We start from the raw sequence: 24,802 nt of genomic DNA, 5'->3' as shown, positions 1-24,802 counted from the left end.
GGTCCCAGCGAGCGGAGTGGGAGACGTTGTGACGAGTCAGGGGCAACGTTTCCGGCGGCGTGCGCTGCGCCGCGGCTACAAGGTCGACGAGGTCGACGCGTTCCTGGACCGGGTCGAGGCCACCCTCGCCGGCGAGCAGGTCGGGCCGCCCGTGGGCGCCCAGGAGGTGCACGACGTGGTCTTCCGCGTGCGCTTCGGCGGATACGACGAGTGGCAGGTCGACCTGCACCTCGACCGGGTCGAGCGGCAGTTGGCCGAGCTCGAGGACCGCGGCGGCCGTCCCGCCCCCGCGCCCGACCCGATGCGTGACTCCCTGCGCGGCGGCCTCACCACGGGCAGCTTCGCCCGGCCGCCCGCCGGCGCGAACGCCGGTGGCATGCCACCGGGCGGCATGGCTCCCGGCGGGATGAACACCGGTGGCATCAACACCGCCGGCCGCATGGCGCCGCCCACCGAGCGCCTGCCCGCCCCGCCGATCCGCGACGACCGGATGCCCGACCGCATGCAGCCGCCGCAGATGCCGCAGCGCCCGCAGATGCCGGCGCCCGACCCGTACGGCGGCCGTTTCGACGAGCCCACCGGCTACGGCCAGCCGCCGCAGCCTCAGCTGCCGCAGCGCCCGGCCCAGCAGCCGCCGCCCCCGCCCGCCTACGACCCGCGGGACCCCCGCGATCCCCGTGATCCGCGCGGCTACGACCAGGGCGGCTACGACCAGGGCTTCGACAACACCGGCGGGTTCGACAACACCGGTGGCTTCGACGGCTTCGAGGCCGGCCGGCACGGCAAGACCGACATGACCGCCGAGATCCGCATGCCCCGCGAGCAGGACCCGCGCGGCTACGGCGCACCGCCTCCGATGGGTGGCCCGCCCCCGATGGGCAACGCGCCGATGAGCGGCGCCGGCTACGGCGGCCCGCCGCAGCCGCAGCTCCCGCCGCCGATGGGCGAGCCGGGCGGCGAGCTCTACCGCGTCGACCAGCTGCGCCGCACGTTCCAGCCGCGGCGCTTCGGCAGCGGATACGACCCGATGCAGGTCGACCGGCTGTTCGAGGGCATCCTTCAGGCGATGACCGGGCGAGGCCCGATGCCCGTACCGGAAAATGATCTGGACATGCTCCAGTTCGGCCTGGTGCCGGGCGGCTACTTCGAGGCCGAGGTGGACGCCGCCCTGCGTGAGGTCAAGGACATCCTGACGCGCCGTCGATGAAGAAAGGCCCGCCGAATGGCGGGCCTTTTTCGTGGAGTGGCCGGTCTACTGCTCGCTGGGGCGCAGGCCACGGCGGCGCAGCACGGCGTCGGCGATCACCGCGAGAACGAGGCCGACCGCGAAGACGACCAGGTAGATGTTCTCGGTGTTGCCCTCGTGGTTGCCCCAGAAGAACATCAGGATGACGATCGCCGAGATGATCGCGCCCTTCTGTCCCCGCCTCCGGTTGCCCGGCTTGAGCTGATCGGGCGCGTAGACCTCTTCATGTTCTTCCGCAGACACGCCGGAGTCCTTCCTTGAAGGCGTTCTCACTCCTGCTCAGTCTCGCACGGCGGCTCCGCGCGCGGCCCACCAACCCGGACCCGGTACCTTCGATGCGGTCGGGTTCTTGGATCGAGGGAGTAATACGGTGCGGATCACAGGCACTGGACACGCGAGCATGCGGATCGACACCGCCGCCGGCAGCATTCTGTGCGATCCGTGGGTCAATCCCGCATATTTCGCATCATGGTTCCCTTTCCCGGACAACTCGCGGCTCGACTGGGAGACGCTGGGCAACGTCGACTACCTCTACGTGTCCCACCTGCACCGCGACCACTTCGACGCGGAGCACCTCAAGCGCTTCATCAACAAGAAGGCGACGGTGCTCCTGCCCGAATACCCGACGAGCCAGCTCGAGGACGAGCTGCGTGAGCTGGGCTTCACCAGCTTCCTGCGCACCAAGTCCGACGAGGTGCACGAGCTCGACGGCGGCCTGAAGATCATGATCCAGGCGCTGATCAGCCCCACCGACGGCCCGATCGGCGACTCGTCGCTCTGGGTCGAGCACGACGGCATCCGGGTGCTCAACCAGAACGACGCCCGCCCCACCGACCTGAGCCGCTTCAACGAGCTGGGCCACGTGCACGCCCACATGCTCCAGTTCTCCGGCGCGATCTGGTACCCGATGGTCTACGAGCTGCCCGACGCCGCCAAGACCGCCTTCGGCAAGCAGAAGCGCGACCGCCAGTTCGACCGCACCTGGCGCTACATCGACGACCTCAAGGCCGACCACGTCTTCCCGATCGCCGGCCCGCCGTGCTTCCTCGACGACGAGCTCTGGCAGTTCAACGACATCTTCGGCGACGAGGGCAACATCTTCCCCGACCAGGCGGTCTTCCTCGAGGAGTACGCCAAGGTCGGCGGCACGAACGGCATCGTCCTGCTCCCGGGCTCGGTGACGTCGCTCACCGCCGCCGGCGAGGCGGAGACCACCCACCCGGTCCCGGTCGACGAGTTCTTCGCCAACAAGCAGGCTCACCTCGAGGAGATGCGCGAGCGCAAGGCCCCGATCATCGCGGCCGAGAAGGCGTCCTGGCGGCACCCCGAGATCGACGTGCTGGGCGAGCTGAAGAAGCGCATCGAGCCCCTGCTCGAAGAGTCGATCTACATGGCGCAGGGCGTCGGCGGCCCGGTCCGCTTCGACTTCACCGACTCGTTCGGCCCCACCGGCGAGATCCTCGAGTCGATCGTGGTCGACTTCCCCGGCAAGCAGGTCCGCCCCTACGCCGGCGAAAAGGTCCGCTACCGCTTCAAGACCGGCCGCGCCCTGGTCGAGCACCTCATCCACATCGACGAGGGCGACTGGGTCAACTCGCTGTTCCTGAGCTGCCGCTTCTCCGCCGCCCGCATCGGTCAGTACAACGAGTTCGTCTACGCCTTCTTCAAGTGCCTCTCCGAGGAGCGCCTCCAGTACGCCGAGGGCTGGTACGACGAGCACGAGAAGGCCGTCGAGGCCGAGGACACCCAGTTCGGCGACTGGACCGTCCAGCGCCGCTGCCCCCACCTCAAGGCCGACCTGAGCCGCTTCGGCGTCGTCGACGGCAACGTCCTCACCTGCCAGCTCCACGGCTGGAAGTTCGACCTCCCCAGCGGCCGCTGCCTGACCAGCGTGGGCCACAAGATCCGAGCTTCGAAGACCGAATAACCCCAGATGTCGTAGCGGGGTGGGGCGTACGGACCGCTGCTCCCGCCGAGGGCCCGGGCGGGGCGAGCAGGGCGCCGGCGCGCCCAGAGCGCTCACCCCACCCGGGCGACGTGCGTGAGTGGTCACGCCCGAACCCCGAAACTCGGGTGAGCGCGCGGTCACCACCGAGCCGCCGGGCGACGGTCCGCAAGCGCGTACCAGCCGCGACCGCTAGCGCTGAGCCGAGAGCCGGGTAAGGGCGGCGGGCGCGACATTGCCGCCGGACAGGACGAGGGCGACCCGGGTGCCGGCGTCGGCCCGCACCAGGCCCAGGTGGAGGGCGGCCAGGCCGACGGCGGCCGAGGGCTCGATCAGGAGCTTGGTGGTGTCCAGCAGCTCCCACCAGGCCGGGGCGATGGAGTCCTCCGGCACCTCGATCACGTCGTCGACGTAGGTCTCGATGTGGGCGAGGTTGTGCTCGCCCACATACGGCGCGGTCAGGCCGTCGGCCAGGGACACCGGGCGGTGCGGCAGCGGGACGAGGGCGCCGGCGCGCCGGCCGTGGGTGACCGCGTTGGCGGTGGCCGGCTCCACGCCGATCACTCGGGTGCCCGGCGAGGCCGTCTTCACGGCGGCGGCTATGCCGCTGATCAGGCCGCCGCCGCCGACCGGCACGAGCACGAGGTCGAGGGGGCCCGCGTCGGCGATCAGCTCGGCGCCCGCCGTGGCGGCGCCGGCGATGACGTCCGGGTCGTCGAACGGGTGCAGCAGCTCGTAGCCGCGCTCGGCGGCCAGCGCGTGGCACGTGCCGGTCAGATCCTCCGTCAGGACGACCTCGGCTCCGTACCGCCGGGCCGCGGCCACCTTGACGTCGACGGCGTTCGGCGGCATGCAGACCACCACCGGCAGGCCCGCCGCCCGGCCGGCGAAGGCCGCGGCGACGGCATGGTTGCCGGCGGAGAACGTCGCGATCCCGGCCGGCAGCCGGCCGCGCTCGGCACGGGCCAGCAGGGCGTTCTGCGCGCCCCGGGCCTTGAAGCTGCCGGTGTGCTGGAGGTTCTCGGCCTTGACGACGATCTCCGGGCCCGACGAGGCGGTGAGGCGGGGGCAGGGCAGCGTGGGCGTGCGCACGACGCGCCCGCTCAGCCGTGCTCCCGCGGCTCCGATCTCGTCGGCCGTGACCAGTGACACGCTCAGACGCCGAGGTCCTTCAGGATGCGCTTGGCCACGTTGTGGCCGGCCGCGCCGATGACGCTGCCGGCGGGGTGGGTGCCGGCGGAGCCCGCGTAGAGGCCGTCGAGGCCCGTGAAGTAGGGCATGCGCTCGTTGAAGGCGACCGTGTTGTCGACGTGGTGGATGTGGCCGCCGGTGATGCCGAAGTGCTGCTCGATGCCCGGGGGCGTGAGCGGCATCATGTCGACGACCAGGTCACGCGTGCCGGGCGCGTACCGCTCGCAGATGTCGAGCAGCCTGTCGACGTACCCCGGAAGCTCCGCCTCCCAGGACGAGCCGGCCGGCTCGTAGGGCACCGACTGCACGAACAGCGCCGACGAGTGGTGGCCCTCGGCGTCGCGCAGGGACGGGTCGACGGTGGTGTGCAGGTACCACTCGATGGTGGGCTCCTCGGGCAGCCGGCCCGCCTGCACGTCGGCCCACATGGCGCGCAGCGCGGCCATCGGCGAGTCGGAGCCGGGGAGGCCCGCGAGACCGGCCGAGCCGGGCAGCAGGTGGATCGTCGCGCCGAACGGGGACGGGCTGCCGGCGGGCAGGCACGAGAACTGCGGCAGGCCGCGCAGCGCCAGGTTGAGCTTGAGCGTGGTGCCGGTCCTGCGCACGGACCGCATGTGGCCGGTCAGCGACGAGGGCAGCGCGCCGTCCGGCACGAGATCGATCAGCTTGTACGGGTCGCAGCTGCCGAGCACGACCCGGGCGCCGATGGCGCGGCCGTCGGCCAGCACGACCCCGCTCGCCGCGCCGTTGTCCACGGTCACCGACGCGACGGGCGCGTTCGTGAGGATCTGCGCTCCGGCGGCCCGGGCGGCGTCGGCGAAGACCCGCGACACCGTGCCCATGCCGCCCTGGGCGATCATCCACGTGCCGTCCGAGCCGGGCAGGCGGCACATGTTGTGCACCAGGAAGTTGTGGCCGGTGCCCGGGTCGTCGGGGCCGGCGTTGAGGCCGGACAGCCCGTCGGTCACCGCGTACATGCTCATCAGCAGTTCGCTCTTGAAGCCGAACCGTGCGAGGTAGTCGGCGACCGAGCCGCGCACCAGGTCGACGAAGGTGCTCTGGAGCTGGGGCCGGATGTGCCGGTCGGCGATCTCCTCGACCGTGCCGGGCTCCTCGAGCCACGCGGGCGCGAGGTCGGCGCGCAGGGCGGCGATCTCGACCGCGAGCTGCTCGTCGGCCGCGATGTCGCGCGGCGAGAAGAAGCGCTCGAGCTGGGCCCTGGTGGCCTGCTGGTCGCGGCCGAACAGAAGGTACGGCGAGCCGGCCGGCCCGGGCGTCGGGAGGAAGTAGTGCGGGTCGCGGCGCAGCACCGGGATGTCCACGTCGAGCGTGCGCAGCAGCTCCGGCGGCATCAGGCCGAGCAGGTAGGAACCGGTGGACTGACCGAGCCCGGGCGCGGCCGGGAACGGCCGCTCGGTGCGTGCCGCGCCGCCGAGAACGTCCGCCGCCTCGAGCACCACGACGCTCAGGCCGGCGCGCGCCAGCAGGATCGCGGAGACGAGGCCGTTGTGGCCCGCACCGATGATCACCACGTCGGAACGCTGGGGGAGAGTGGTCATGGCGAGTGAGCGTAGCGCGCTGTTATGTGAAGATCACTCAGCTGACTGGTTTGAAATACGCCGTTCTTGGTATGAGCTGGCGCTCCTGGTGGCGGCGTAGCCCGCCAGGATGATCACGTGGAAGAGGTAGAGCCACAGGCCGACCGCGACCATCCCGCCGATCGCGTCGAAGCCGCCGAAGGGCGCGCCCAGGTCGAGCGGCAGCGAACAGAACAGGACGAACCCGTGCAGGAAGCCGGAGAGGTTCGCCGCGGTGAACGAGCCCACCAGGACCGTCGAGAGCCAGCGCGGGCGGCCGGGCGCCACGTACCGGTAGACCCAGATCACCACCGGCGTGAGCACGAGCCAGCACGCGAGAAACGACAGAACCACGCCTAGTACCGAATACCAGCCACCGCGCACCCACAGGCCGCTCGTCGCCGGAAGTGCCAGGAATGTCGCCAGCAGCAGCGCCGGCGCCGCCGCCAGCAGGGGCAGCCAGAGGAGACGCCCGCGCCAGCCGACCAGCGGCTCGTTGCCCGGCTCGCGCGAGCGCAGCGAGACGAAGGCCCGCCGCAGTCCCTCGCCGTAGAAGGTCGCCGGGAGCAGGCTGGCCAGGGCGAGCCACGGCGTCAGATGCAGGCCCGCGTCGATCAGCGCCGAGAGCGCCCGGGGGGCGCCGATCTCGCCGGGCAGCGCGTCGATCGTGCGCCCGGTGAGCCGCCGTACCCGGTCGGCGCCGGCGAGCCAGCCGGTCACCCAGATCGCGAGCAAAGCGATCGGAACCACCGCGATTCCGGCGTAGAACGTGACCGCCGCGGCGTGCAACGCCAGGTCACGGCCCTTCAGTGGCCGAAAGAGCGAGATCAACCACCGCGGCATGGCACCGACATACCCAGTTGTCCACAGGCCGACGCGAGCCGCGCGCGGCGATCCGGGAAGATGGGCGGCATGCGCGACCTCGTCCTGCTCGGCTCCACCGGATCCATCGGCACCCAGGCCATCGACATCGTGCGCCGCAACCCCGGCCGGTTCCGGGTGGTCGCCCTCGGCGCCGGCGGCGGCAACGTCGCGCTGCTCGCCGCCCAGGCCCTCGAGCTCGGCGTCGAGGTGGTCGGCGTGGCCCGCTCCTCGGTCGTGCAGGACCTCCAACTCGCCTTCTACGCCGAGGCCCAGCGGCGCGGCTGGGCCACCGGCGACTTCAAGCTTCCCAAGATCGTGGCGGGTCCCGACGCGATGACCGAGCTCGCCCGCTGGCCGTGCGACGTGGTGCTCAACGGCGTGGTCGGCAGCCTCGGTCTCGCGCCCACGCTGGCCGCCCTCGAGTCCGGCCGGGTGCTCGCCCTGGCCAACAAGGAGTCGCTGGTCGCCGGCGGCCCGCTGGTGCGCCGCGTGGCCAAGGAGGGCCAGATCGTCCCGGTCGACTCCGAGCACTCGGCGCTCGCCCAGTGCCTGCGCGGCGGCGCCCGCGACGAGGTGCGCCGGCTCGTGCTGACCGCCAGCGGGGGAGCGTTCCGCGACCGCCGGCGGGCCGAGCTGACGAACGTCACACCTGAGGAAGCGCTGAAACACCCGACCTGGGACATGGGGCCGGTCGTCACGATCAACTCCGCCACGATGGTCAACAAGGCGCTCGAGGTGATCGAGGCACACGAGCTGTTCGGCGTGCCCTACGACGACATCGAGGTCATGGTCCATCCCCAGTCGGTGATCCATTCGATGGTCGAGTTCACCGACGGCTCGACGTTGACCCAGGCCAGCCCGCCCGACATGCGGCTGCCGATCGCGCTGGCCCTGGCCTGGCCCGAGCGGGTGCCGGGCGCGACCGCCGCGGTCGACTGGACCCTGGCCCACAACTGGGAGCTGCGCCCGCTCGACGAGGAGGCGTTCCCGGCGGTCCGGCTCGCCAAGCAGGCCGGCCGCGAGGGCCGCTGCCGCCCGGCCATCTACAACGCGGCCAACGAGGAGTGTGTGGCCGCGTTCGTCGCCGGTCGGCTACCTTTTCTGGGCATCGTCGACACGCTCGAAGAGGTGCTCGCGGAGGCCCCGGAGTTTGCCGAGCCGGGTACCGTCGAGGAAGTGCTCGCCGCCGAAACATGGGCGCGCGCCCAGGCACAAAGAGTGATCGCCAGGCACGGCGCCTGATCGAGACTGCGGCAAAAGGAGCTTGATGCTGTACTGGCTGGGTGTCGCCGCCTTCGCGCTGGCCATCCTGATCTCGGTGAGCCTGCACGAGGCCGGCCACATGATCACCGCCAAGCGCTTCGGCATGAAGGTGACCCGCTACTTCGTGGGCTTCGGTCCCACGCTGTTCTCGTTCCGGCGCGGTGAGACAGAGTACGGCCTCAAGGCGATCCCGCTCGGCGGCTTCTGCAAGATCGTCGGGATGACGCCGCAGGACGACGACGTCGCCCCCGAGGACCAGCCGCGCGCCATGTGGCGGTTCCCGGTCTGGAAGCGCACGATCGTCATGTCCGCGGGCTCGATCACCCACTTCCTGCTCGCGCTGGTGGCCACCTGGATCGCCGCGTTCACCTTCGGCCTGCAGAACACGTCCTACCCGACCACCACGGCCGAGCAGCTGTCGTTCCGCCCGGTCATCGACGCGCCCGCCTGCGTGTGGGCGGGCACGGCCCCGGCCGGCGCCACCGCCGAGAACTGCAAGCCCGGCGTGAACGGCGCCATCGCCGGCCCGGCCTACGCGGCCGGCATCCGCGACGGCGACCTGATCACCAACGTGGGCGGCACGCCGATCGTCACCTACGGCGACCTGGTCAACAAGATCCGTTCGCTGCCCGCCGGCAAGGTGACTTTCCAGTACGAGCGCAACGGCACCGCGGGCACGGCCGACGTCACCCTCGTCAGCGCCGAGCGTGCCGCGATCACCGACGACAGCGACGACGCGAAGACCACCACGGTCTCGATCGCCGCCATCGGCTGGGACGACCCGAGCGTGCCCGGCATCATCAAGTACAACGTCGCCTCGGCGGTGCCCGCGACCTTCGACTACGGCTGGTTCCTGGTCGAGAACACGTTCGAGGCGATGAAGCGGATCCCCGACAAGATCCCCGCCCTGTGGCACTCGATCACCGGCGACGAGCGCGACCCCGACACCCCGATCAGCGTGGTCGGCGCGAGCCGGCTCGGCGGCGAGGCGCTCGCCAACGGCGTGCCGCAGCTGTTCCTGACGATCTTCATCTCGCTCAACGTGTTCATCGGCATCTTCAACCTGCTGCCGCTGCTCCCGCTCGACGGTGGGCACATCGCCATCGCGTGGTACGAGCGGGCGCGGTCGTGGCTCTACGCGCGCCTGCACAAGCCCGACCCGGGCCGTGTCGACTACTACAAACTGATGCCTGTCACCTACGCAGTCATCTTGATCGGTGGTGCGTTCACGCTGCTGACCGTCACCGCCGACATCGTCAACCCGATCACGATCTTCAACAGGTGATGTGAAAGTGACCGCTGTCAGTCTCGGTATGCCCGCGGTGCCCCCTCCGCCGCTGGCGCCCCGCCGGAAGAGCCGCCAGATCATGGTCGGCAACGTCCCGGTCGGCGGCGGCGCGCCGGTCAGCGTGCAGTCGATGACCACCACGCTCACCGCCGACGTCAACGCCACCCTCCAGCAGATCGCCGAGCTCACCGCCTCGGGCTGCCAGATCGTCCGGGTGGCCGTGCCGTCGCAGGACGACGTCGAGGCGCTGCCCGCGATCGCCAAGAAGTCCCAGATCCCGGTGATCGCCGACATCCACTTCCAGCCGAAGTACGTCTTCGCCGCGATCGACGCGGGCTGCGCCGCGGTCCGGGTCAACCCGGGCAACATCCGGCAGTTCGACGACAAGGTCAAGGAGATCGCCCGGGCCGCGTCCGACGCCGGGGTGCCGATCCGCATCGGCGTCAACGCGGGCTCGCTCGACAAGCGCCTGCTGGAAAAATACGGCAAGGCCACCGCGGAGGCGCTGGTCGAGTCGGCGCTGTGGGAGTGCTCGCTCTTCGAGGAGCACGGCTTCCGCGACATCAAGATCTCGGTCAAGCACAACGACCCGGTCGTGATGATCCGCGCCTACCGTCAGCTCGCCGAGCAGTGCGACTACCCGCTGCACCTCGGCGTCACCGAGGCCGGGCCGGCCTTCCAGGGCACGATCAAGAGCTCGGTCGCGTTCGGCGCCCTGCTGGCCGAGGGCATCGGCGACACGATCCGGGTGTCGCTCTCCGCCCCGCCGGTCGAGGAGATCAAGGTCGGCCAGGCGATCCTCGAGTCGCTGGGCCTGCGCGAGCGCGGCCTCGAGATCGTCTCCTGCCCGAGCTGCGGGCGCGCCCAGGTCGACGTCTACACCCTGGCCGAGCAGGTGACGGCCGCCCTCGACGGCTTCCCCGTCCCGCTGCGCGTGGCCGTGATGGGCTGCGTCGTCAACGGTCCCGGCGAGGCCCGCGAGGCCGACCTCGGGGTGGCCTCCGGCAACGGCAAGGGCCAGATCTTCGTCAAGGGCAAGGTCATCAAGACCGTCCCCGAGTCGGTCATCGTCGAGACCCTGGTCGAGGAGGCGCTGCGCCTCGCCGACGAGATGGGCGCCGACCTGCCCGAGGAGCTGCGCGACCTGGTGCCCGGGCCGCAGGTCACGGTCCACTGATCAACTTCAGAAAGCAGCAGGCCCCGTCGTGATCGACGGGGCCTGCTGCTTTCTCCCACCCACCGGCCCGGTGGCGGAGTACGGCCTCGGGGCCGCCCCGCCGGTGCCGGGAGGCGTCGCGCCCGCGCCCGCGGTTGAGGGCCGCGCGACCGCGTACCGCTTCGGTCCTCACTCGCTGTCGGCGAGGATGGCGTACAGCTTGCGCTTGGTCTCGTTGAGCACCTCCAGCGCCCGCTGGCGCTGCTCGTCGGTGCCCGAGAAACCGACCTGCTTCAGGGCGCCCAGGATGCCGGCCGCGGCGTCGCGGAAGTCCTGCACCTGAGACATGGTGTCGTCGCCGATGCGGGCCCACGGCGGGTTCTGCGCGGCGGTCTCGGCCTCGGGCCGGCCGTCCTCGGTGAGGCGGTAGCTCTTGCGGCCGCCGTTCGGCTCGGCCTCGATCAGGCCCTCGTCCTCGAGCAGCTGCAGCGTCGGGTAGACCGAGCCGGGGCTCGGGCGCCAGATGCCGTTCGTGCGCGAGTCGAGCTCCTGAATGATCTCGTAGCCGTGCATCGGGCGCTCCAGGAGCAGCGCCAGGACGGCGGGGCGGACGTTGAGCCGGCCGCGGCCACCGCGGCGCGGGCCGCGCTGACCCGGGCCACCGAACGGGCCGCCGGGGCCGAAGCCGCCGAAGTCGGGGCCGCCGAACGGGAAACCGCCCGGGAAGCCGAAGCCGCGGTGACGCCGGCCGTGGGGACCCTCGTGCATGTGCCTCATGACTATCTCCGATCTGTTGTCGATAGTTAGACGATATATCGGCAATGCATCGCCGACAAGTCTCGTTGTGTAGCTCACGGCGGTTTCTCGAACGGAGGGGGTAGCGACGGGTGTGGGGCGGGGTGGATCTGGCAATGTGATACCTGTGCTGACGGTGCCGATTCGCCAGCTCGGTGAGTCCGAGCGTGCGTCGGTCGAGAAGATCCTCGACCGCGACCCCTTCGCCGGCGCCCAGATCGCCGAGCGGGTGGCGGCGCACGGCCTGAACTGGTGGCGCTCCGACGGGCGGATCTTCGGGTATGGTCCCGGCCGCCGCGTCGAGTCCATCATCTGGTCGGGCGCCCATCTGGTGCCGCTCTGTGCCACGCCGCCGGCGACCGCCGCGTTCGCCGACATGCTGGGGGCCGAGCCGCGCATCTGCTCCTCGATCATCGGCCGCTCGGAACAGGTCCTGGACCTGTGGGACCGGCTCGGCGGTCACTGGGGCAAAGCGCGCGACGTACGCCCCAACCAGCCGCTGCTGGTCGCCGACCGCGACCCGGTCGTGCCGCCCGACCCCGAGGTGCGGCTCGTCCGCCCGGGCGAGGTGGACCAGCTCTTCCCGGCGGCCGTGTCGATGTACACCGAGGAGGTCGGCGTCTCGCCGCTGCTCGACGACGGCGGCCGGGGCTACCGGCGCCGCATCGCGGAGCTGGTCAAGGGCAAGCGGGCCTACGCCCGCTTCGTCGGCGACCGCGTGATCTTCAAGGCTGAGTTGGCGATCGTCACCCGCCGCACCACCCAGGTGCAGGGAGTCTGGGTCGATCCGGAGTTCCGCGGCCGCGGCCTGGCCGCTCCGGCGATGGCCGCCGTCGTCCGGGACGCGCTGCGGCGGGTGGCACCGACCGTGAGCCTCTACGTGAACGACTACAACGCGCCAGCACGCCGCGTTTACGCACGGTGTGGATTCGTCTCGGCGGGCAGCTTCGCCACGGTGTTGTTCTGAGCCGTGTTGTTCTGGACGCAGATCGGATCGGCCGAACGGCTTTTCTTTCGGGGTGCGATATTCGGCGGGGTAAGGCGATCATCCGTATCGCTCCCCTAATGGGTAACGCCGCCGGGCGGGGGCCGCGCACAATCGTATAGTCAACCCATTCGAATTCGCGGAATCAATTTCCGTGCATTGAAGATCGAATTGGGGAGGCTCCGTTGTTCCATTCTCGTCGATTGTTCGCGGCCGTGCTGGCCGCGACTGTTGCGCTCTCGCTCGGTGTGGCCTCGCCCGCTCCGGCCGCCGGTGCCCGGCCGGTCGATGCCGCTTTGCCCACCCGGGCCGCCGCTGCCCAGCCGGTCGATGCCGCTCTGCCCACCCGGGCCGCCGGTGCCCCGCCGGCCGCTGCCGCCTCGCTCGCCCGGGCCGCCGCTGCCCAGCCGCTCGTCGGCTCCGAGCACGCCAGCGGCTACCGCAACGGCTGGTACCGCAGCGAGTACGCCTCCGGCGTCGCGCTGGACCTCCTGGTCAAGCACAACCGGACGATCCTGCGATGCGCGCCGTCCGCGTTCTCGTCCTTCCTTCCCGGTGTCGGCCCGATCCGGGTGCTCTCGGCGGCGCGGGCGCTGCGGGTCAAGGACCTCGCCGACACCGTGCGGCGCGCGACGCTGATGCAAAAGGTGGGCACCATAGCGCATCACCTTTCTTATCTCGGCGGCGAGGGATGTGCCGCCGCCTATCGTCTCGTGCGATCGGCCTATCACATTTATCAGGTGGGTCAGCGCGCCGATTACGTCTATTTCGCCGACCGCAGCACCTGGCAGCAGCGGGCGACCCTCGACGTCTGCACCATCGACGTCAGGGTGGCGGAGCCGGGCAGGACGGCCTTCCGCCATTACGCCGCCTACCGCTTCTGCGGCCCGCGCTGGTGACCGGCCCGCTCAGCGCCCGAGGTCCGTCAGGACCTTACGGATGGTGACGGCGTCGCCGGAGCTCAGCGCCGGAGTGGGTAGCAGGGCCATCACCGGCACGGTGACGCCGGCGGCGGCGTAGGACTCGACCCGTCCACGGCACTCCTCGGGGGTGCCGTGGACGATCAGGTCGTCGACGACCTCGTCGGGGATGGCGGCCAGGGCGCCCTTGCGGTCGCCGGCCGACCAGGCGTCCCACATCGGCTTGAGGATCTCGCCGCGGCCGAGCCAGCGGTGGAAGGCCGCGTACGCGGGAACGGTCAGGTAGGCGGCGATCATGCGGCGGCCGATCGCGCGCGCGTGGGCGGCGTCGCCGGTCGGGCACACGAAGATGCGCGCGGCCACCTCGAAGCCCTCCGCCGCGCCCCGGAGCTCGGCCAGGGCGGTGGGGACGTCGCCGGCGGAGAGCCAGTTGAGGATGACGCCGTCGGCCTCGGCGGCGGCCAGCCGGAGCATGCCGGGGCGCAGGGCGGCGAGCAGGATCGGCGGCGGGCTCGCCGGCGGCCGCTCCAGGCGGAACCGGCGGACGGTGAAGGTCTCGAACTCGCCGTCGACCAGCTCGCCGGCGAGCGCCGGCTTGAGGAAGCGCAGCATGTCGCGGCTGCGCTCGTACGGCTCGGTGAAGTCGGCGGCGTTCCAGTCGCCGACCACCACCGGCGAGGACGCGCCGATGCCCAGCTGGAAGCGGCCGGGCGCGGCCTCGGCGAGCGCCGCGGCGGTCATCGCGAGCAGGCCGGGGCCGCGGGTGAAGACGGGCGCGATGGCGGTGCCCAGGCGCAGCCGGGGCTGCCAGGCGGCGGCGAGGGTCAGCGGGGTGAAGGCGTCCGAGCCGTTCACCTCGGACGACCACACGTCGGTATAGCCGGCCTCGTCGAGGGCCGCGTACAGGGCGGCGTGATCGGCGAGCGGAACCCCGGCCAGCGGAACGGTCATGCCCCATCGCGTCGACATGACCACGATCCTGCCGTGGGCTGCCCGTGAGGTCCATCACTTGTGACGGATCCGCGGGCGCACGGGGGTAACTTTTTGCACTGACCAGTCAGTGCAAAGGGAGGCCGGGCATGTCGGTTGTCACCGCGCGCGGGGCGGGCGTCCGTCACCGGCGCCGCTGGCTCTTCCGCGACCTCGACGTGACCGTCGAGCCGGGTGAGCTGGTCGCGGTCGTCGGGCCGCCGGGCAGTGGGCGCACCACCGCGCTGCTCGCGCTGGCGAGGCGGTTCCGGCTCAGCGCCGGGTCCGTCGACGTCTCGGGCACCGCGTCGCTGGGCTACGTGCCCGACGTGGAGGGGCCCGAACCTGTCTTCAGCGTCACGGAGCACGTGCGCGAGCGCCTGGCCCTGCTCGGGCGGTCACGGGCCGGTGCGGCGCAGGTGCCGCTGCACGGGCTCGAGCCGGATCGGCGGGGGCGCGACCTCTCCCCGTACGAGAAGCAGGTCCTGGGGTTGATCCTGGCGCGGCTGAGCGAGCCGTCGGTGATCGCGCTGGACGGCGTCGACGAGGGGCTCGACCGCCGGGAACGCGAGGACCTGTGGCGGCTGCTCGACGAAATCGTGGCGAGCGGCACCGCCGTCCTGGTCACGGCGCGCGAGGTCGACCCCGCGCGAGTGAGCACCGTGATCCGGCTGCCCGGCGACCGGACGCCGGCTCCGGAGCCGGAGGAGGAGCGATGAAAGGCCTGTCCACCCTGTCCCTCGCGGGCCTGGAGCTCCGCCGCTTCCTGCGTGGCCGGCTCACCACCGCCGCGCTGGTCGTGCTCGCGGTCATCCCGCTGCTCTACGGCGCGCTCTACCTTTACGCCTTCTGGGACCCGTACGGCCGCCTCAACCACATCCCCGCCGCGCTCGTCGTGCAGGACCGGCCGGCCACCGCCCAGGACGGCACCACGCTGCACGCCGGGCAGGACCTCGCCAAGGAGCTGGAGGACCGGCAGGTCTTCGACTGGCACGTCACCGACGAGGCCAGCGCCGAGAAGGGGCTGGCCGACGGTCGATACCAGCTCCTGCTCCGCATCCCCGCCGACTTCTCCGCCGACCTGGCCACCCCGCCCGACGCCGGCGCCACGCCCCGGGCCGCCCAGCTCGTGGCCGTCAGCGACGACGCCACCAACTACCTCTCCGGCGTCTTCGCGCGCTCGGCCTTCCAGGAGGTGCAGGCCGCCGCCTCCGCCAGCGCCTCGGCGAACTACTACGACAAGATGCTGATCGGCTTCACCGACCTCAAGTCGCAGACCGAGAAGGCCGCCGACGGCGCAGCCAAGCTCGACAGCGGCGCGCGGACGGCGCGCAGCGGGGCCGGCAAGCTCGCCGACGGCCTCGACGATGCCGAGAGCGGCGCCCGGACCCTCGACAACGGCCTCGGCTCGGCGGGCAGCGGCGCCGACGACCTCGCCGACGGGCTCGCCCAGCTCCGCGCCGGCGCCGACCAACTCGCCACCGGCACCGCCCAGGCCGCGGCCGGCGGCCGGCAGCTCGCCACGGCCGTGGACGCCGCCGCAGGCAGGGCCGAACCCCTGCTGCGCCGGAACGCCGAGCGCATCCAGACCGCCGCCACCCTCGTGTCCCGCGGCGCCGACGCCCTCGCCGCCAACATCACGGCCATCGACACGGCCGCCGGCCAGGCCGTCGCCGACGCCCAGAAGCTCCAGCGCTATCTGAACGCCCTGCCCGCCGGCACGGAGGGGCTGGCCGACGCCAAGGCCCTCGCCGCCCGGCTGGTCACCGCCGCGCGACAGGTGCGGGGCACGATCGCCGGCGCCGACCTCGCCGGCCTACGCCAGGAGCTGCGCCAGGTCGCCGCCACCGCCCGCCAGATCGCGGCGGCCGCGCCCCATCTCGCCGACGACGTCCGCAACGCCCGGGCCAAGGTCGACCAGCTGGCGAGCGGCCTCGACACCCTCGCCGCCGGCGCCGAACGGCTCAGCGCCGGCACGGCCCGGGCCGAGCGCGGCGCGACCGACCTCCGCGACGGCATCTACCGCCTCGCCGACGGCGCCCAGCAGCTCAGCGGCGGCCTCACCACCCTGGCCTCCGGCGGCCACAAGCTGGCCGCCGGGCTCGGCGACCTCCAGGCCGGTGCCGGGCAGCTCGCCGCCGGTCTGACCGACGGCGCCGAGCGGATCCCGGGGTACGGCGACGACACGAACGGCCGCGCCGGCGTGCTCGCCGACCCGGTGTCGCTGGACCGCAGCGTGCGCCACCCCGCCGGCACCTACGGCGTCGGCTTCGCCCCGTACTTCCTGGCCCTGGCCCTCTGGGTCGGCGCGATGATCACGTTCTTCGTGCTGAAGCCGCTGAACCGGCGCTACCTGATGTCCGAGGCGCCGACCCACCGCGTGGTCCTCGCCGGCCTGCTGCCGGCCGTCGCGATCGGGCTCGTGCAGGCGACCGTCCTCTTCGCCGTGGTGCACTTCGGGCTCGGCCTCGACCCGGTCAGCCCCTGGGCCACGTGGGGCCTGCTGCTGCTCGCCGCGGCGGTGTTCGCGGCGATCATCCAGATGCTCGGCGCGGTCTTCGGCGCACCGGGCCGCATCCTCGCCCTCGCGCTGCTCATGCTCCAGCTGACGTCCTCCGGGGGCACCTATCCGGTCCAGACCTCGCCGGGCTTCTTCCAGGCGGTCCACCCGCTGCTGCCCATGACGTACGTGGTCGCGGCGGCGCGCCACGCGATCGACGGCGGGCCGTGGGGGACGGTCGTGCAGGGCGCGCTGCTGCTCGTCGCGTACGGCCTCGGCGCGGTCCTCCTGACCTCGCTGGCGGCCCGGCGCAGCCGGCGGATGACCGGCTCGGACCTCCACCCCGAGCTCGTGCTGTGATTAGGGGCGCGGGCACGACGGTGGAGGAGGCGACGGCGGTGGCGGACGGTCGGCAGCGACGCCGGGAGGACACCCGGCAGCGTCTCTTCGAGGCGGCCGTCGAGCTCATCGCCGAGCAGGGCTTCTCGGCCACCACCGTCGACGACATCGCGCTGCGGGCCAAGGTGGCCAAGGGCACGGTCTACTACAACTTCAAGTCGAAGACCGACCTGTTCGAGGAGCTGCTGCGCCACGGCATCGGGCTGCTCACCGCGGAGTTCCGGGCGGCGGTCGAGGGCCTGCCGCCGCGCGAGGCGGTGGCCGCGCTGGTGCGCAGCCAGCTGGAGTACATCCGGCGCTACCGGGCCTTCGCCCAGCTGCTGCTCTCGGAGATGTGGCGCACCAACCGCGAGTGGCAGCAGACCCTGATCCTGCTCCGCGAGCAGGCGATCGGGGTGATCGCCGAGACGCTGCGGGCCGGCGTCGACTCCGGCGACCTGCCCGCCGAGCTCGACGTGCGGGTCGCCTCGTCGGCGCTGTTCGGGGTGGGGCTCGTGGTGGCCGTCGACTGGCTGGTGTTCATGCCGGAGCGACCCATCGAGGACGTCGAGGAGTCGCTCCTGGCCATCGTGCGGCGGGTCGGCTAGCCGGGCTTCGACCTCCACGCCGTCGCGAACGAGGTCCGGCCGTTCGTGCGCAGCAGCGAGCCCTGGTAGATGCGCGCCCCCACGGCGAGCAGCGCGAGCGCCGTGACGGCGAGGATCAGCAGAGCCACGACCGGTTCCCACGCCGCCACGTCCGAGGTGAACAGTCGCACCGGCATCGCCACCGGCGCCGAGAACGGGATGTACGACAGCAGGCGCATCGCCGCGTCGTTCTCGATGAGGAAGATGGTGGCGAAGAACGGGATCATCACGAGCATCTGCACCGGGGCCGACGCGCCGTTGATGTCCTCCTGGCGGGCCGAGAGGGCGCCCACGCCGGCCCAGAGCGAGGCCAGCATGACGAAACCGAGCACGAAGAAGACCAGGAACCAGCCGATCGCCGGCTCCAGCAGCGACAGCACGGTCGCGTCCAGCCCGGCCACCCGGGCGCCCACCACCGCCGCGATCGCGATCAGCGCCACCTGGCCGAACGCGAGCAGCGTCAGCGCGGCGACCTTGCCGGCGAGCAGCGCGCGGGTGGGCACGCTCGACACCAGGATCTCCACGATGCGGGTCTGCTTCTCCTCGGTGACGCTCTGCGCGATCTGCACGCCGAAGAGGAAGTTGGTGAAGAAGAAGACGAACGCGATCGCGAACGGCACCACGAACATCAGGAACGGGTCGACGGCGTCCGGGTCGAGCAGCCGCACCGGCGGGGCGGTGCTCAGCGCCCGCACCAGGTCGCCCGGGCTGTCGTCCATGGCCAGCACGGTCGGGCCCGCGACCACTGCCGCGTCCACGTCGCCGTCGCGCACGAGCTGCTCGGCCGCCGCGTCGCCGTCCACCTGGCGCACCTCGAAGCCGGCCTGCCGCAGCACGCTCACGGCCGCCGGGTCGGTGACGGCCACCGAGGTCTTCCCGCCGTCGATCAGGGCCGGCAGCACCGTCGAGGCGACGGCGATGAGCAGGAAGAACACCGTACTGAAGAGAAACGTCTTGTCGCGCAGCTTCACCCGGATCTCCCGGGCCGCCACCACCCGCGCCGCCTGCAACGTGGTCACCGGATCACCTCTCGGAAGATCTCGGCCAGCGTCGGGCTGACCGGCCCGAACGAGCGGACCGCGCCGCGGTCCAGGGCCGCCCGCAACAGCTTCTGGTCGTCGGCGCCGTCGGCGAGGTCGATGACGGCGCGCGTGCCGTCCGACTCGACGACCGTCACGCCCGGCCACGACGCCAGCCAGGACACGTCGGCGCCGGTGTGCAGCTGGAACCGCGGCAGGGCGTACGACTCGCGCAGCCGCGCCCGGTCACCGGCGGCGCGGATCGTGCCGCCCGCGATGATCACCAGGTCGTCGCAGAGCCGTTCGACGAGCTCCAGCTGATGGCTCGAGAAGAGCACCGGCACCCCGCTCGCGGCGCGCTCACGCAGCACGTCGACCACGACGTCCACGGCCAGCGGGTCGAGACCGGAGAACGGCTCGTCGAGCACCAGCATCTCGGGGTCGTGCACGAGCGCGGCCGCCACCTGGGCGCGCTGCTGGTTGCCGAGCGAGAGCTTCTCCAGCTTCTCGCCGGCGCGCTCGCCCAGGCCGAGCCGGTCGAGCAGCTTGGTGGCCTTGCCGGCGGCCGAGGCCCGGGAGAGGCCGTGCAGCTGTCCCAGGTAGACGATCTGCTCCATCACGGACATCTTCGGGTAGAGCCCGCGTTCCTCCGGCATGTAGCCGAACCGCTGCCGGACCTCCCGGCTGAGCGGTTTCCCCCGCCACAGGACGTCGCCGCTGTCCGCGGCGAGCACACCCAGGATTATTCGCATGGTGGTCGTCTTGCCGGCACCGTTCGCGCCGACGAAGCCGGTCATCCGCCCACCCGCCACCTGAAAGGAGACCTCGGAGAGAACGGGCCGGCCGTCGAACGCGCGGCTGACGCCATCGACGTGGAGCACGCTGGTCATGCGCTCAGCGTAAGGAGATCAAGCTACATTCGCCGGCATGAAGATCCGGCACAACCGCGACTTCGTGAAGTACTGGACCGCGAGCCTCATCTCGTCCGCCGGATCACGCCTCACCTGCTCTTCGCCGAGGCGCGTGAGGGGCTGGTCTTCCTCTGGAGCCATCCGACCATCCGGCCGATGACCATCATGAGCTTCGCCCAGAGCGCGTGCGGCGGCGCGGCGCTCGGCCAGTTCGTGCCGGTGGCGCACGACCTCTTCGGTGACGAGCGGGCCGGCTGGTCGGCGTCGGCGATGTTCCTGGCGTTCAGCACCGGCGGGCTCGTCTCCAGCGTGGTCTACCCGAGGCTGCGCAAGCGGGTCGCAGCGAACCGGGTGGCACTGGTCAGCACGCCGATCTCGACCGTGGCGGTGCTGCTCTGCGCGCTGCCCACGCGGCTCGCGCCGCTCGTCGTGGTGATCGCGCTGTGGGCGGCGGTCTATACGACGAACGCGAGCAACAGCATCGTCTACCGGCAGTCGGAGACGCCGGAGCCCCTGCTGAGCCGGGTGAACGCGGCCGGCCGCATGCTGGCGTGGGGGATGGGCACACCGGCCGGCGCGTTCGTCAGCGGGTTCGTCGCGTCGGTGTGGGGACCGCGCTGGGCGTTCGTCGCGGCGGCCGGATTCGGGCTGGTGGCGGTGGCGCTGGCCTGGCTGTCGCCGTTGCGGGCCGCGCAGCCTCAGGGGGCGCGGTAGTACTGCGTCTTCGCGATGTCCGGGTGGGTCTGGGTCGGGATGTCCACGTCGTCGTCGGGGGTGAGCGTGCCGCCCAGGTCGAGGATCCGGCGGTGGGCGGCGGCCAGCCTGTCCTCCAGGGTGACGACGCGGCAGGCGGCGGTGAGCTGCATGCCCTCGTCGAGCAGTTGCCGGGCGCGGGCGGCGAGTTGGAGTTGGTGGCGGGAGTAGCGGCGGTGGCCGCCGAGGGAGCGCTCGGGCTCGATCAGGCCCGCGGCGCCGAGGCTGCGGAGGAAGGCCGGCGTCACGCCGATCATGTCGGCGGCGCGGCCCATCGTGTACGCCGGGAAGTCGGCGTCGTCGAAGGACGTGCTGTTCATGATGCCTTCCGTGGCGAGGGGGGAACCGGGGTCTCCGGGACGTCTTCGCACAGTCCAAGGCCCCGGCGGGTAACCGGGGCCCTGGCTTTTCAATTCTGATGCCGACCGTCGTCGGCGCATGAGGTCGTCCGCCTGCGTGCCGCTAGCGGGCCACCTGAGTGATGGGCATCGGCTGCGATCACCTCTTGTCGGGTCGGGGACGTTGTGATGACGCGTTGCTGCGGTATCTCGTCCTCCTTCTCCAACTGAGCCCGAACGGGGCGTCTGTTGCCAGTTGCGTGTCGGCTGTGCGTGGCCGACACCACGAAGACTATGCCCATCACCGGCGAATTTCTAGTACCGGCGCTACAGATTTTTTGGACAAATCATCAGACAAGAGTCATCGGAGAGTAGTGCAAGGAGTACTAGACGTGGCCGGCGTCTCTCCTGAGGCGGGGGATGCCCAAGTGAAGGCGGCGGCGTGGGGGCGGGCGCCGGGCACGGCGAAGCCGTGTGAGAGAGAGGTGACCGCGCCCCCGCGCCGCCGCGGGGCAGGGCGCTCGGCGCCCTGTGGTTCGCGACGTCTGCCGAGGACTCGCGAATGCCTGAACTGTCCTGAGTGTGCGCTCCCGCCGGCGACCCGGGCAACGCAATTAACGTTGATCATTGACGCGCGTAACAGTGCGGCGAGATCATCACGGCACGCCGTGACCCCGGTCACAGCAACCCCTCGGTAAGGGAGCCGCACATGAGCGTCAACCCCGCACCCAGCACCGACGAAGAACGCCTTGCCCAACTCGGCTACCAGCAGGAGCTGCACCGCCGACTGTCCGGCTTCTCGAACTTCGCGGTCTCCTTCTCGATCATCTCGATCCTCGCCGGCGCCATCACGTCGTACGGCATCGCCATGAACGCCGGTGGCCCGCTCGCCATCACCCTCGGCTGGCTCTTCGTCGGCATCATGGTGACCTTCGTGGCCCTCGCGATGGCCGAGGTGTGCTCGGCCTATCCGACCGCCGGCGCGCTCTACTGGTGGGCGGCCGCGCTGGCCAAGCGCAACAAGGCCGCCTGGGCCTGGTTCGTCGGCTGGTTCAACTTCCTCGGCGAGGTCGCCGTCACCGCCGCCATCGACTTCGGTGCGGCGATCACCACCTCGGCCTTCCTCAGCCTGGCCTTCGACTGGGAGGTCACCACCGGGCGGACCTTCCTGGTCTTCCTCGTCATCATCGTCGTGCACGGCCTGCTCAACACGTTCGGCGTGAACCTCGTCCGGGTGCTGTCCGACGTGAGCGCGTGGTGGCACCTGGTCGGCGTCGCGATCATCGTGGGCGTGCTGGCGATCGTGCCGGACAACCACAAGCCGATCTCCGAGGTCTTCACCGAGGTGCACAACTCGACCGGGTTCACCTTCGCCGGGGCGAGCGTCTACGCGGTGCTCATCGGCCTGCTCATGGCCCAGTACACGTACACCGGATACGACGCCTCGGCGCACGTGGCCGAGGAGACGCACGACGCCGCCCGCGCCGCGCCCCGCGGCATCGTGATGTCCGTCGTCGTCTCGGTGATCGCCGGCTTCATTCTGCTCTTCGCGATCACCTGGTCCATCCAGGACTACGAGGGCGCCCTCGGCACCGACCTGGGCCTGCCGCCCGCGCAGATCTTCATCGACGCCGTCGGCCACGACACCGGCACGTTCCTGCTGTTCATCTGCGTGGTCGCGCAGTGGTTCTGCGGCATGGCCTCGGTCACGGCCAACTCCCGCATGTCGTACGCCTTCGCGCGCGACGGTGCGCTGCCCGGCTCGCGCCTGTGGAAGAAGGTCAACCCCCGCACCGGTACGCCGACCAACTCGATCTGGCTCTGCGTCAGCATCTCGATCCTGCTGGTGCTGCCGTCGCTCTGGAACACCACGGCCTACCTGGCGGCCACGTCGATCGCCGTCATCGGCCTCTACATCGCGTACGTCATGCCGGTCTTCCTGCGGCGGATCAACCCGGACTTCGAGCCGGGGCCCTGGCACCTCGGCAAGTGGAGCGCGCCGGTCGGCTGGCTCGCGATTATCTGGGTGGTGATCATCTGCGTGCTGTTCGTCCTGCCGACGGCCAGCCCGATCACCGCGTCCAACTTCAACTACACGATCGTCGCGGTGGCGGTCGTCGTCGGCCTGGCCACCGTCTGGTGGTTCGCCGGCGCCCGCAAGTGGTTCACCGGCCCGCGGCAGAACCTGATCGAGAAAGCCGCACACGGCGAACCGACGCTGCCCACGGAATGATCGGAGGGGCCGGGCGGCGTCGCGCCGCCCGGCTCGGCGAGGGAGGGGACACCCGCATGGATCTCGAGGAGCTCGACGTCTCGGTCGAGAACGGCAGCATCGACACCGTCGTGCTGGCGCTCACCGACATGCAGGGGCGGTTGCAGGGCAAGCGCCTGCACGGCCGCTACTTCATGGACGAGGTGGCCACCGGCGGCAGCGAGGGCTGCAACTACCTGCTCGCGGTGGACGTCGACATGAACACCGTGGACGGGTACGAGATGTCGTCCTGGGACAGCGGCTACGGCGACTTCGTCATGCGGCCCGACTTCACGACGCTGCGGCGGGTGCCGTGGCAGCCGGGCACCGCGATGCTCCTCGCCGACCTCGAGACGACAGCCGGCGACCCCGTCTACGCCTCGCCGAGGCAGATCCTGAAACGCCAGATCGACCGGCTCGCCGGGCACGGCCTCACGGCGTACGCGGGAACCGAACTTGAATTCGTCCTCTTCCGCGACTCCTACGAGCTGGCCTTCGACAAGGGCTACCGCGACCTCGTCCCCGCCAACCAGTACAACGTGGACTACTCGCTGCTCGGCACCGCCCGGGTCGAGCCGCTGCTGCGCCGCATCCGCAACGAGATGTACGGCGCGGGCATGCAGCCCGAAAGCGCGAAGGGCGAGTGCAACTTCGGCCAGCACGAGATCGCCTTCCGCTACGCCGACGCGCTCACCTGCGCCGACAACCACGTGATCTACAAGAACGGCGCCAAGGAGATCGCCTCGCAGGAGGGCATGTCGCTGACCTTCATGGCCAAGCCGAACGCCCGCGAGGGCAACTCGTGCCACATCCACTTCTCCCTGCGCGGCCGCGACGGCAAGTCGGCGATGCTCGTCGACGGCCCCGCCCACCTCAGCGAGACCGGCCGGCAGGCGATCGCCGGCCTGCTCGCGACGATGCGCGAGTTCAGCCTGCTCTTCGCGCCGAACATCAACTCGTACAAGCGCTACCAGCCCGGCTCCTTCGCGCCGACCGCCCTGCGCTGGGGCATCGACAACCGGACGTGCGCCCTGCGCATCGCCGGCCACGGCCAGGGCATGCGCGTCGAGAACAGGGTGCCCGGCGGCGACGTCAACCCGTACCTGGCCATCGCGGCGCTGATCGCGGGCGCGCTGCACGGCATCGAGAACGGCCTCGAACTCGAAGGCGAGTTCACGGGCAACGCCTACGAGGACGCGACGGCCGACCGGGTCCCGACCCACCTGCGCGACGCGCAGCAGCTGTGGCTGCGCAGCGAGGTGGCCCAGCAGGCCTTCGGCGCGGACGTGGTCGGGCATTACGCCAACATGGCGCAGGTGGAGCTGGACGCGTTCGACGCGGCGGTGACCGATTGGGAGTTGCGGCGCGGCTTCGAGCGCATGTGAGGAGGACTTCGCCGCGGCTCTGTGTCGGCCCCGGCCACCCCACCCCGCCCGACCAGGGGGCGGGCCCGATGCTATGCCACCGGAGCCGGCCGAGCCGGAGTTGTCCACAGGGGAGAGCGCGTGGGGTGCGGTCTGAGCCGGACACACCCCACCCCGCCCGACCAGGGGGCGGGCCCGACTCTAGGCCACAGCGGCCCGCCGGGCCGGAGTTATCCACAGGCGCGGGTGGGCTGCGCACGATCGGGCGAGGCGCCGGTGGGCTGGAAATGGGGCGGGGAAGGCACCGCCGGCTGGGCACGGGCGAAGGCGGCCTGGCGTGGTGGCCGGGATGAGGCGGCCTGGCGTGGTGGCCGGGATGAGGCGGCCTGGCGTGGACGGCCGGGGCGCGGTGCCCCAGCGCGGACGGCCGGAGAGTATGGGC

General features: G+C 71.4%; 22 protein-coding genes. 13 read left to right on the top strand and 9 right to left on the bottom strand.

What is annotated here, in order from left to right; all coding sequences use genetic code 11:
- Positions 1-28 precede the first annotated feature (28 nt).
- The gene (locus tag Ade02nite_RS03565; protein ID WP_203760041.1) at positions 29-1,207 is read left to right on the top strand and encodes a DivIVA domain-containing protein; all 1,179 of its coding nucleotides are present in this window, start codon (positions 29-31) and stop codon (positions 1,205-1,207) included.
- Between the two features lie 45 nt (positions 1,208-1,252).
- Here Ade02nite_RS03565 and Ade02nite_RS03560 read toward each other — a convergent pair whose 3' ends face one another.
- Positions 1,253-1,489 (bottom strand): DUF2631 domain-containing protein, encoded by a 237-nt coding sequence (locus tag Ade02nite_RS03560; RefSeq protein ID WP_203760040.1) that lies wholly within the window; start codon positions 1,487-1,489, stop codon positions 1,253-1,255.
- Positions 1,490-1,616: 127 nt separating this feature from the next.
- Here Ade02nite_RS03560 and Ade02nite_RS03555 point away from each other — a divergent pair, with 127 nt between their 5' ends.
- Complete coding sequence (locus Ade02nite_RS03555; protein ID WP_203760039.1) at positions 1,617-3,173, top strand: Rieske 2Fe-2S domain-containing protein; 1,557 nt, start codon at positions 1,617-1,619, stop codon at positions 3,171-3,173.
- 210 nt (positions 3,174-3,383) lie between these two features.
- On the opposite strand, the gene Ade02nite_RS03550 is transcribed toward Ade02nite_RS03555, so the two are convergent.
- The 3 genes from Ade02nite_RS03550 to Ade02nite_RS03540 are packed head-to-tail and all read right to left on the bottom strand — an operon-like array spanning position 3,384 to position 6,802.
- Positions 3,384-4,343, bottom strand: coding sequence for a threonine ammonia-lyase (locus Ade02nite_RS03550; RefSeq protein ID WP_203760038.1), 960 nt, complete (start codon positions 4,341-4,343; stop codon positions 3,384-3,386).
- Positions 4,344-4,345: 2 nt separating this feature from the next.
- Complete coding sequence (locus Ade02nite_RS03545) at positions 4,346-5,941, bottom strand: phytoene desaturase family protein (protein WP_203760037.1); 1,596 nt, start codon at positions 5,939-5,941, stop codon at positions 4,346-4,348.
- A 33-nt stretch (positions 5,942-5,974) separates the two neighbouring features.
- Positions 5,975-6,802, bottom strand: a complete 828-nt coding sequence (locus Ade02nite_RS03540) for a YhjD/YihY/BrkB family envelope integrity protein (protein WP_203760036.1) — start codon at positions 6,800-6,802, stop codon at positions 5,975-5,977.
- Positions 6,803-6,862: 60 nt separating this feature from the next.
- Between Ade02nite_RS03540 and dxr the strand changes: the two genes are divergently transcribed.
- Genes dxr through ispG form a run of 3 tightly spaced genes read left to right on the top strand, consistent with a single transcriptional unit; the run spans position 6,863 to position 10,551 of the window.
- Positions 6,863-8,065: a 1-deoxy-D-xylulose-5-phosphate reductoisomerase gene (gene dxr / locus Ade02nite_RS03535; RefSeq protein WP_203760035.1), complete on the top strand. Its 1,203-nt coding sequence runs from the start codon at positions 6,863-6,865 to the stop codon at positions 8,063-8,065.
- 25 nt (positions 8,066-8,090) lie between these two features.
- The gene (locus Ade02nite_RS03530) at positions 8,091-9,371 is read left to right on the top strand and encodes a M50 family metallopeptidase (RefSeq protein WP_203760034.1); all 1,281 of its coding nucleotides are present in this window, start codon (positions 8,091-8,093) and stop codon (positions 9,369-9,371) included.
- A gap of 7 nt (positions 9,372-9,378) precedes the next feature.
- Complete coding sequence (gene ispG, locus Ade02nite_RS03525) at positions 9,379-10,551, top strand: flavodoxin-dependent (E)-4-hydroxy-3-methylbut-2-enyl-diphosphate synthase (RefSeq protein ID WP_203760033.1); 1,173 nt, start codon at positions 9,379-9,381, stop codon at positions 10,549-10,551.
- Positions 10,552-10,719: 168 nt separating this feature from the next.
- Here ispG and Ade02nite_RS03520 read toward each other — a convergent pair whose 3' ends face one another.
- On the bottom strand, positions 10,720-11,307 hold the full coding sequence (locus Ade02nite_RS03520) for a PadR family transcriptional regulator (RefSeq protein ID WP_203760032.1): 588 nt from the start codon (positions 11,305-11,307) through the stop codon (positions 10,720-10,722).
- 145 nt (positions 11,308-11,452) lie between these two features.
- Here Ade02nite_RS03520 and Ade02nite_RS03515 point away from each other — a divergent pair, with 145 nt between their 5' ends.
- Together Ade02nite_RS03515 and Ade02nite_RS03510 are read left to right on the top strand one after the other, a co-directional pair.
- Complete coding sequence (locus tag Ade02nite_RS03515) at positions 11,453-12,292, top strand: GNAT family N-acetyltransferase (RefSeq protein ID WP_203760031.1); 840 nt, start codon at positions 11,453-11,455, stop codon at positions 12,290-12,292.
- 203 nt (positions 12,293-12,495) lie between these two features.
- A complete protein-coding gene (locus tag Ade02nite_RS03510) occupies positions 12,496-13,209 on the top strand; it encodes a hypothetical protein (RefSeq protein ID WP_203760030.1) in 714 nt (237 codons plus the stop codon).
- Positions 13,210-13,218: 9 nt separating this feature from the next.
- On the opposite strand, the gene Ade02nite_RS03505 is transcribed toward Ade02nite_RS03510, so the two are convergent.
- On the bottom strand, positions 13,219-14,181 hold the full coding sequence (locus Ade02nite_RS03505; RefSeq protein WP_239168494.1) for an LLM class F420-dependent oxidoreductase: 963 nt from the start codon (positions 14,179-14,181) through the stop codon (positions 13,219-13,221).
- A gap of 128 nt (positions 14,182-14,309) precedes the next feature.
- Here Ade02nite_RS03505 and Ade02nite_RS03500 point away from each other — a divergent pair, with 128 nt between their 5' ends.
- The 3 genes from Ade02nite_RS03500 to Ade02nite_RS03490 are packed head-to-tail and all read left to right on the top strand — an operon-like array spanning position 14,310 to position 17,685.
- Positions 14,310-14,918: an ABC transporter ATP-binding protein gene (locus Ade02nite_RS03500; RefSeq protein ID WP_203760028.1), complete on the top strand. Its 609-nt coding sequence runs from the start codon at positions 14,310-14,312 to the stop codon at positions 14,916-14,918.
- The gene (locus Ade02nite_RS03495; protein ID WP_203760027.1) at positions 14,915-17,059 is read left to right on the top strand and encodes a YhgE/Pip domain-containing protein; all 2,145 of its coding nucleotides are present in this window, start codon (positions 14,915-14,917) and stop codon (positions 17,057-17,059) included. Before Ade02nite_RS03500 ends, Ade02nite_RS03495 begins: the two co-directional genes overlap by 4 nt.
- A gap of 38 nt (positions 17,060-17,097) precedes the next feature.
- A complete protein-coding gene (locus tag Ade02nite_RS03490) occupies positions 17,098-17,685 on the top strand; it encodes a TetR/AcrR family transcriptional regulator (RefSeq protein WP_203760055.1) in 588 nt (195 codons plus the stop codon).
- On the opposite strand, the gene Ade02nite_RS03485 is transcribed toward Ade02nite_RS03490, so the two are convergent.
- Together Ade02nite_RS03485 and Ade02nite_RS03480 are read right to left on the bottom strand one after the other, a co-directional pair.
- Positions 17,682-18,743 (bottom strand): ABC transporter permease, encoded by a 1,062-nt coding sequence (locus Ade02nite_RS03485; RefSeq protein WP_203760026.1) that lies wholly within the window; start codon positions 18,741-18,743, stop codon positions 17,682-17,684. The genes Ade02nite_RS03490 and Ade02nite_RS03485 overlap by 4 nt on opposite strands.
- The gene (locus tag Ade02nite_RS03480) at positions 18,740-19,633 is read right to left on the bottom strand and encodes an ABC transporter ATP-binding protein (RefSeq protein WP_203760025.1); all 894 of its coding nucleotides are present in this window, start codon (positions 19,631-19,633) and stop codon (positions 18,740-18,742) included. The genes Ade02nite_RS03485 and Ade02nite_RS03480 overlap by 4 nt, the downstream gene beginning before the upstream one ends.
- A gap of 177 nt (positions 19,634-19,810) precedes the next feature.
- On the opposite strand from Ade02nite_RS03480, the gene Ade02nite_RS03475 reads away from it, so the two are divergent.
- On the top strand, positions 19,811-20,368 hold the full coding sequence (locus Ade02nite_RS03475) for an MFS transporter (protein ID WP_307871194.1): 558 nt from the start codon (positions 19,811-19,813) through the stop codon (positions 20,366-20,368).
- Here Ade02nite_RS03475 and Ade02nite_RS03470 read toward each other — a convergent pair.
- Positions 20,353-20,727: a helix-turn-helix domain-containing protein gene (locus Ade02nite_RS03470; protein ID WP_203760023.1), complete on the bottom strand. Its 375-nt coding sequence runs from the start codon at positions 20,725-20,727 to the stop codon at positions 20,353-20,355. The two genes, Ade02nite_RS03475 and Ade02nite_RS03470, sit on opposite strands and share 16 nt — an antisense overlap.
- A 727-nt stretch (positions 20,728-21,454) precedes the next feature.
- Here Ade02nite_RS03470 and Ade02nite_RS03465 point away from each other — a divergent pair.
- Both Ade02nite_RS03465 and Ade02nite_RS03460 read left to right on the top strand, forming a co-directional pair.
- Positions 21,455-22,978, top strand: a complete 1,524-nt coding sequence (locus Ade02nite_RS03465; protein ID WP_203760022.1) for an amino acid permease — start codon at positions 21,455-21,457, stop codon at positions 22,976-22,978.
- 56 nt (positions 22,979-23,034) lie between these two features.
- Complete coding sequence (locus Ade02nite_RS03460; protein ID WP_203760021.1) at positions 23,035-24,381, top strand: glutamine synthetase family protein; 1,347 nt, start codon at positions 23,035-23,037, stop codon at positions 24,379-24,381.
- Positions 24,382-24,802: the final 421 nt, after the last annotated feature.

This window comes from Paractinoplanes deccanensis (assembly GCF_016862115.1).
In the GTDB taxonomy this organism is placed as follows: Bacteria; Actinomycetota; Actinomycetes; order Mycobacteriales; family Micromonosporaceae; genus Actinoplanes; species Actinoplanes deccanensis.
The sequence above is the reverse complement of the archived record's forward strand: the minus strand, read 5'-3'. Positions and strand labels throughout refer to the sequence as shown.

Coding starts and splice junctions, on each gene's coding strand:
- Ade02nite_RS03545 (WP_203760037.1), bottom strand. CDS start 5,941: ATGACCACTCTCCCCCAGCGTTCCGACGTGGTGATCATCGGTGCGGGC.
- Ade02nite_RS03540 (WP_203760036.1), bottom strand. CDS start 6,802: ATGCCGCGGTGGTTGATCTCGCTCTTTCGGCCACTGAAGGGCCGTGAC.
- dxr (WP_203760035.1), top strand. CDS start 6,863: ATGGGCGGCATGCGCGACCTCGTCCTGCTCGGCTCCACCGGATCCATC.
- Ade02nite_RS03530 (WP_203760034.1), top strand. CDS start 8,091: ATGCTGTACTGGCTGGGTGTCGCCGCCTTCGCGCTGGCCATCCTGATC.
- Ade02nite_RS03520 (WP_203760032.1), bottom strand. CDS start 11,307: ATGAGGCACATGCACGAGGGTCCCCACGGCCGGCGTCACCGCGGCTTC.
- Ade02nite_RS03505 (WP_239168494.1), bottom strand. CDS start 14,181: ATGACCGTTCCGCTGGCCGGGGTTCCGCTCGCCGATCACGCCGCCCTG.
- Ade02nite_RS03500 (WP_203760028.1), top strand. CDS start 14,310: ATGTCGGTTGTCACCGCGCGCGGGGCGGGCGTCCGTCACCGGCGCCGC.
- Ade02nite_RS03495 (WP_203760027.1), top strand. CDS start 14,915: ATGAAAGGCCTGTCCACCCTGTCCCTCGCGGGCCTGGAGCTCCGCCGC.
- Ade02nite_RS03480 (WP_203760025.1), bottom strand. CDS start 19,633: ATGACCAGCGTGCTCCACGTCGATGGCGTCAGCCGCGCGTTCGACGGC.
- Ade02nite_RS03475 (WP_307871194.1), top strand. CDS start 19,811: ATGACCATCATGAGCTTCGCCCAGAGCGCGTGCGGCGGCGCGGCGCTC.
- Ade02nite_RS03470 (WP_203760023.1), bottom strand. CDS start 20,727: ATGAACAGCACGTCCTTCGACGACGCCGACTTCCCGGCGTACACGATG.
- Ade02nite_RS03465 (WP_203760022.1), top strand. CDS start 21,455: ATGAGCGTCAACCCCGCACCCAGCACCGACGAAGAACGCCTTGCCCAA.
- Ade02nite_RS03460 (WP_203760021.1), top strand. CDS start 23,035: ATGGATCTCGAGGAGCTCGACGTCTCGGTCGAGAACGGCAGCATCGAC.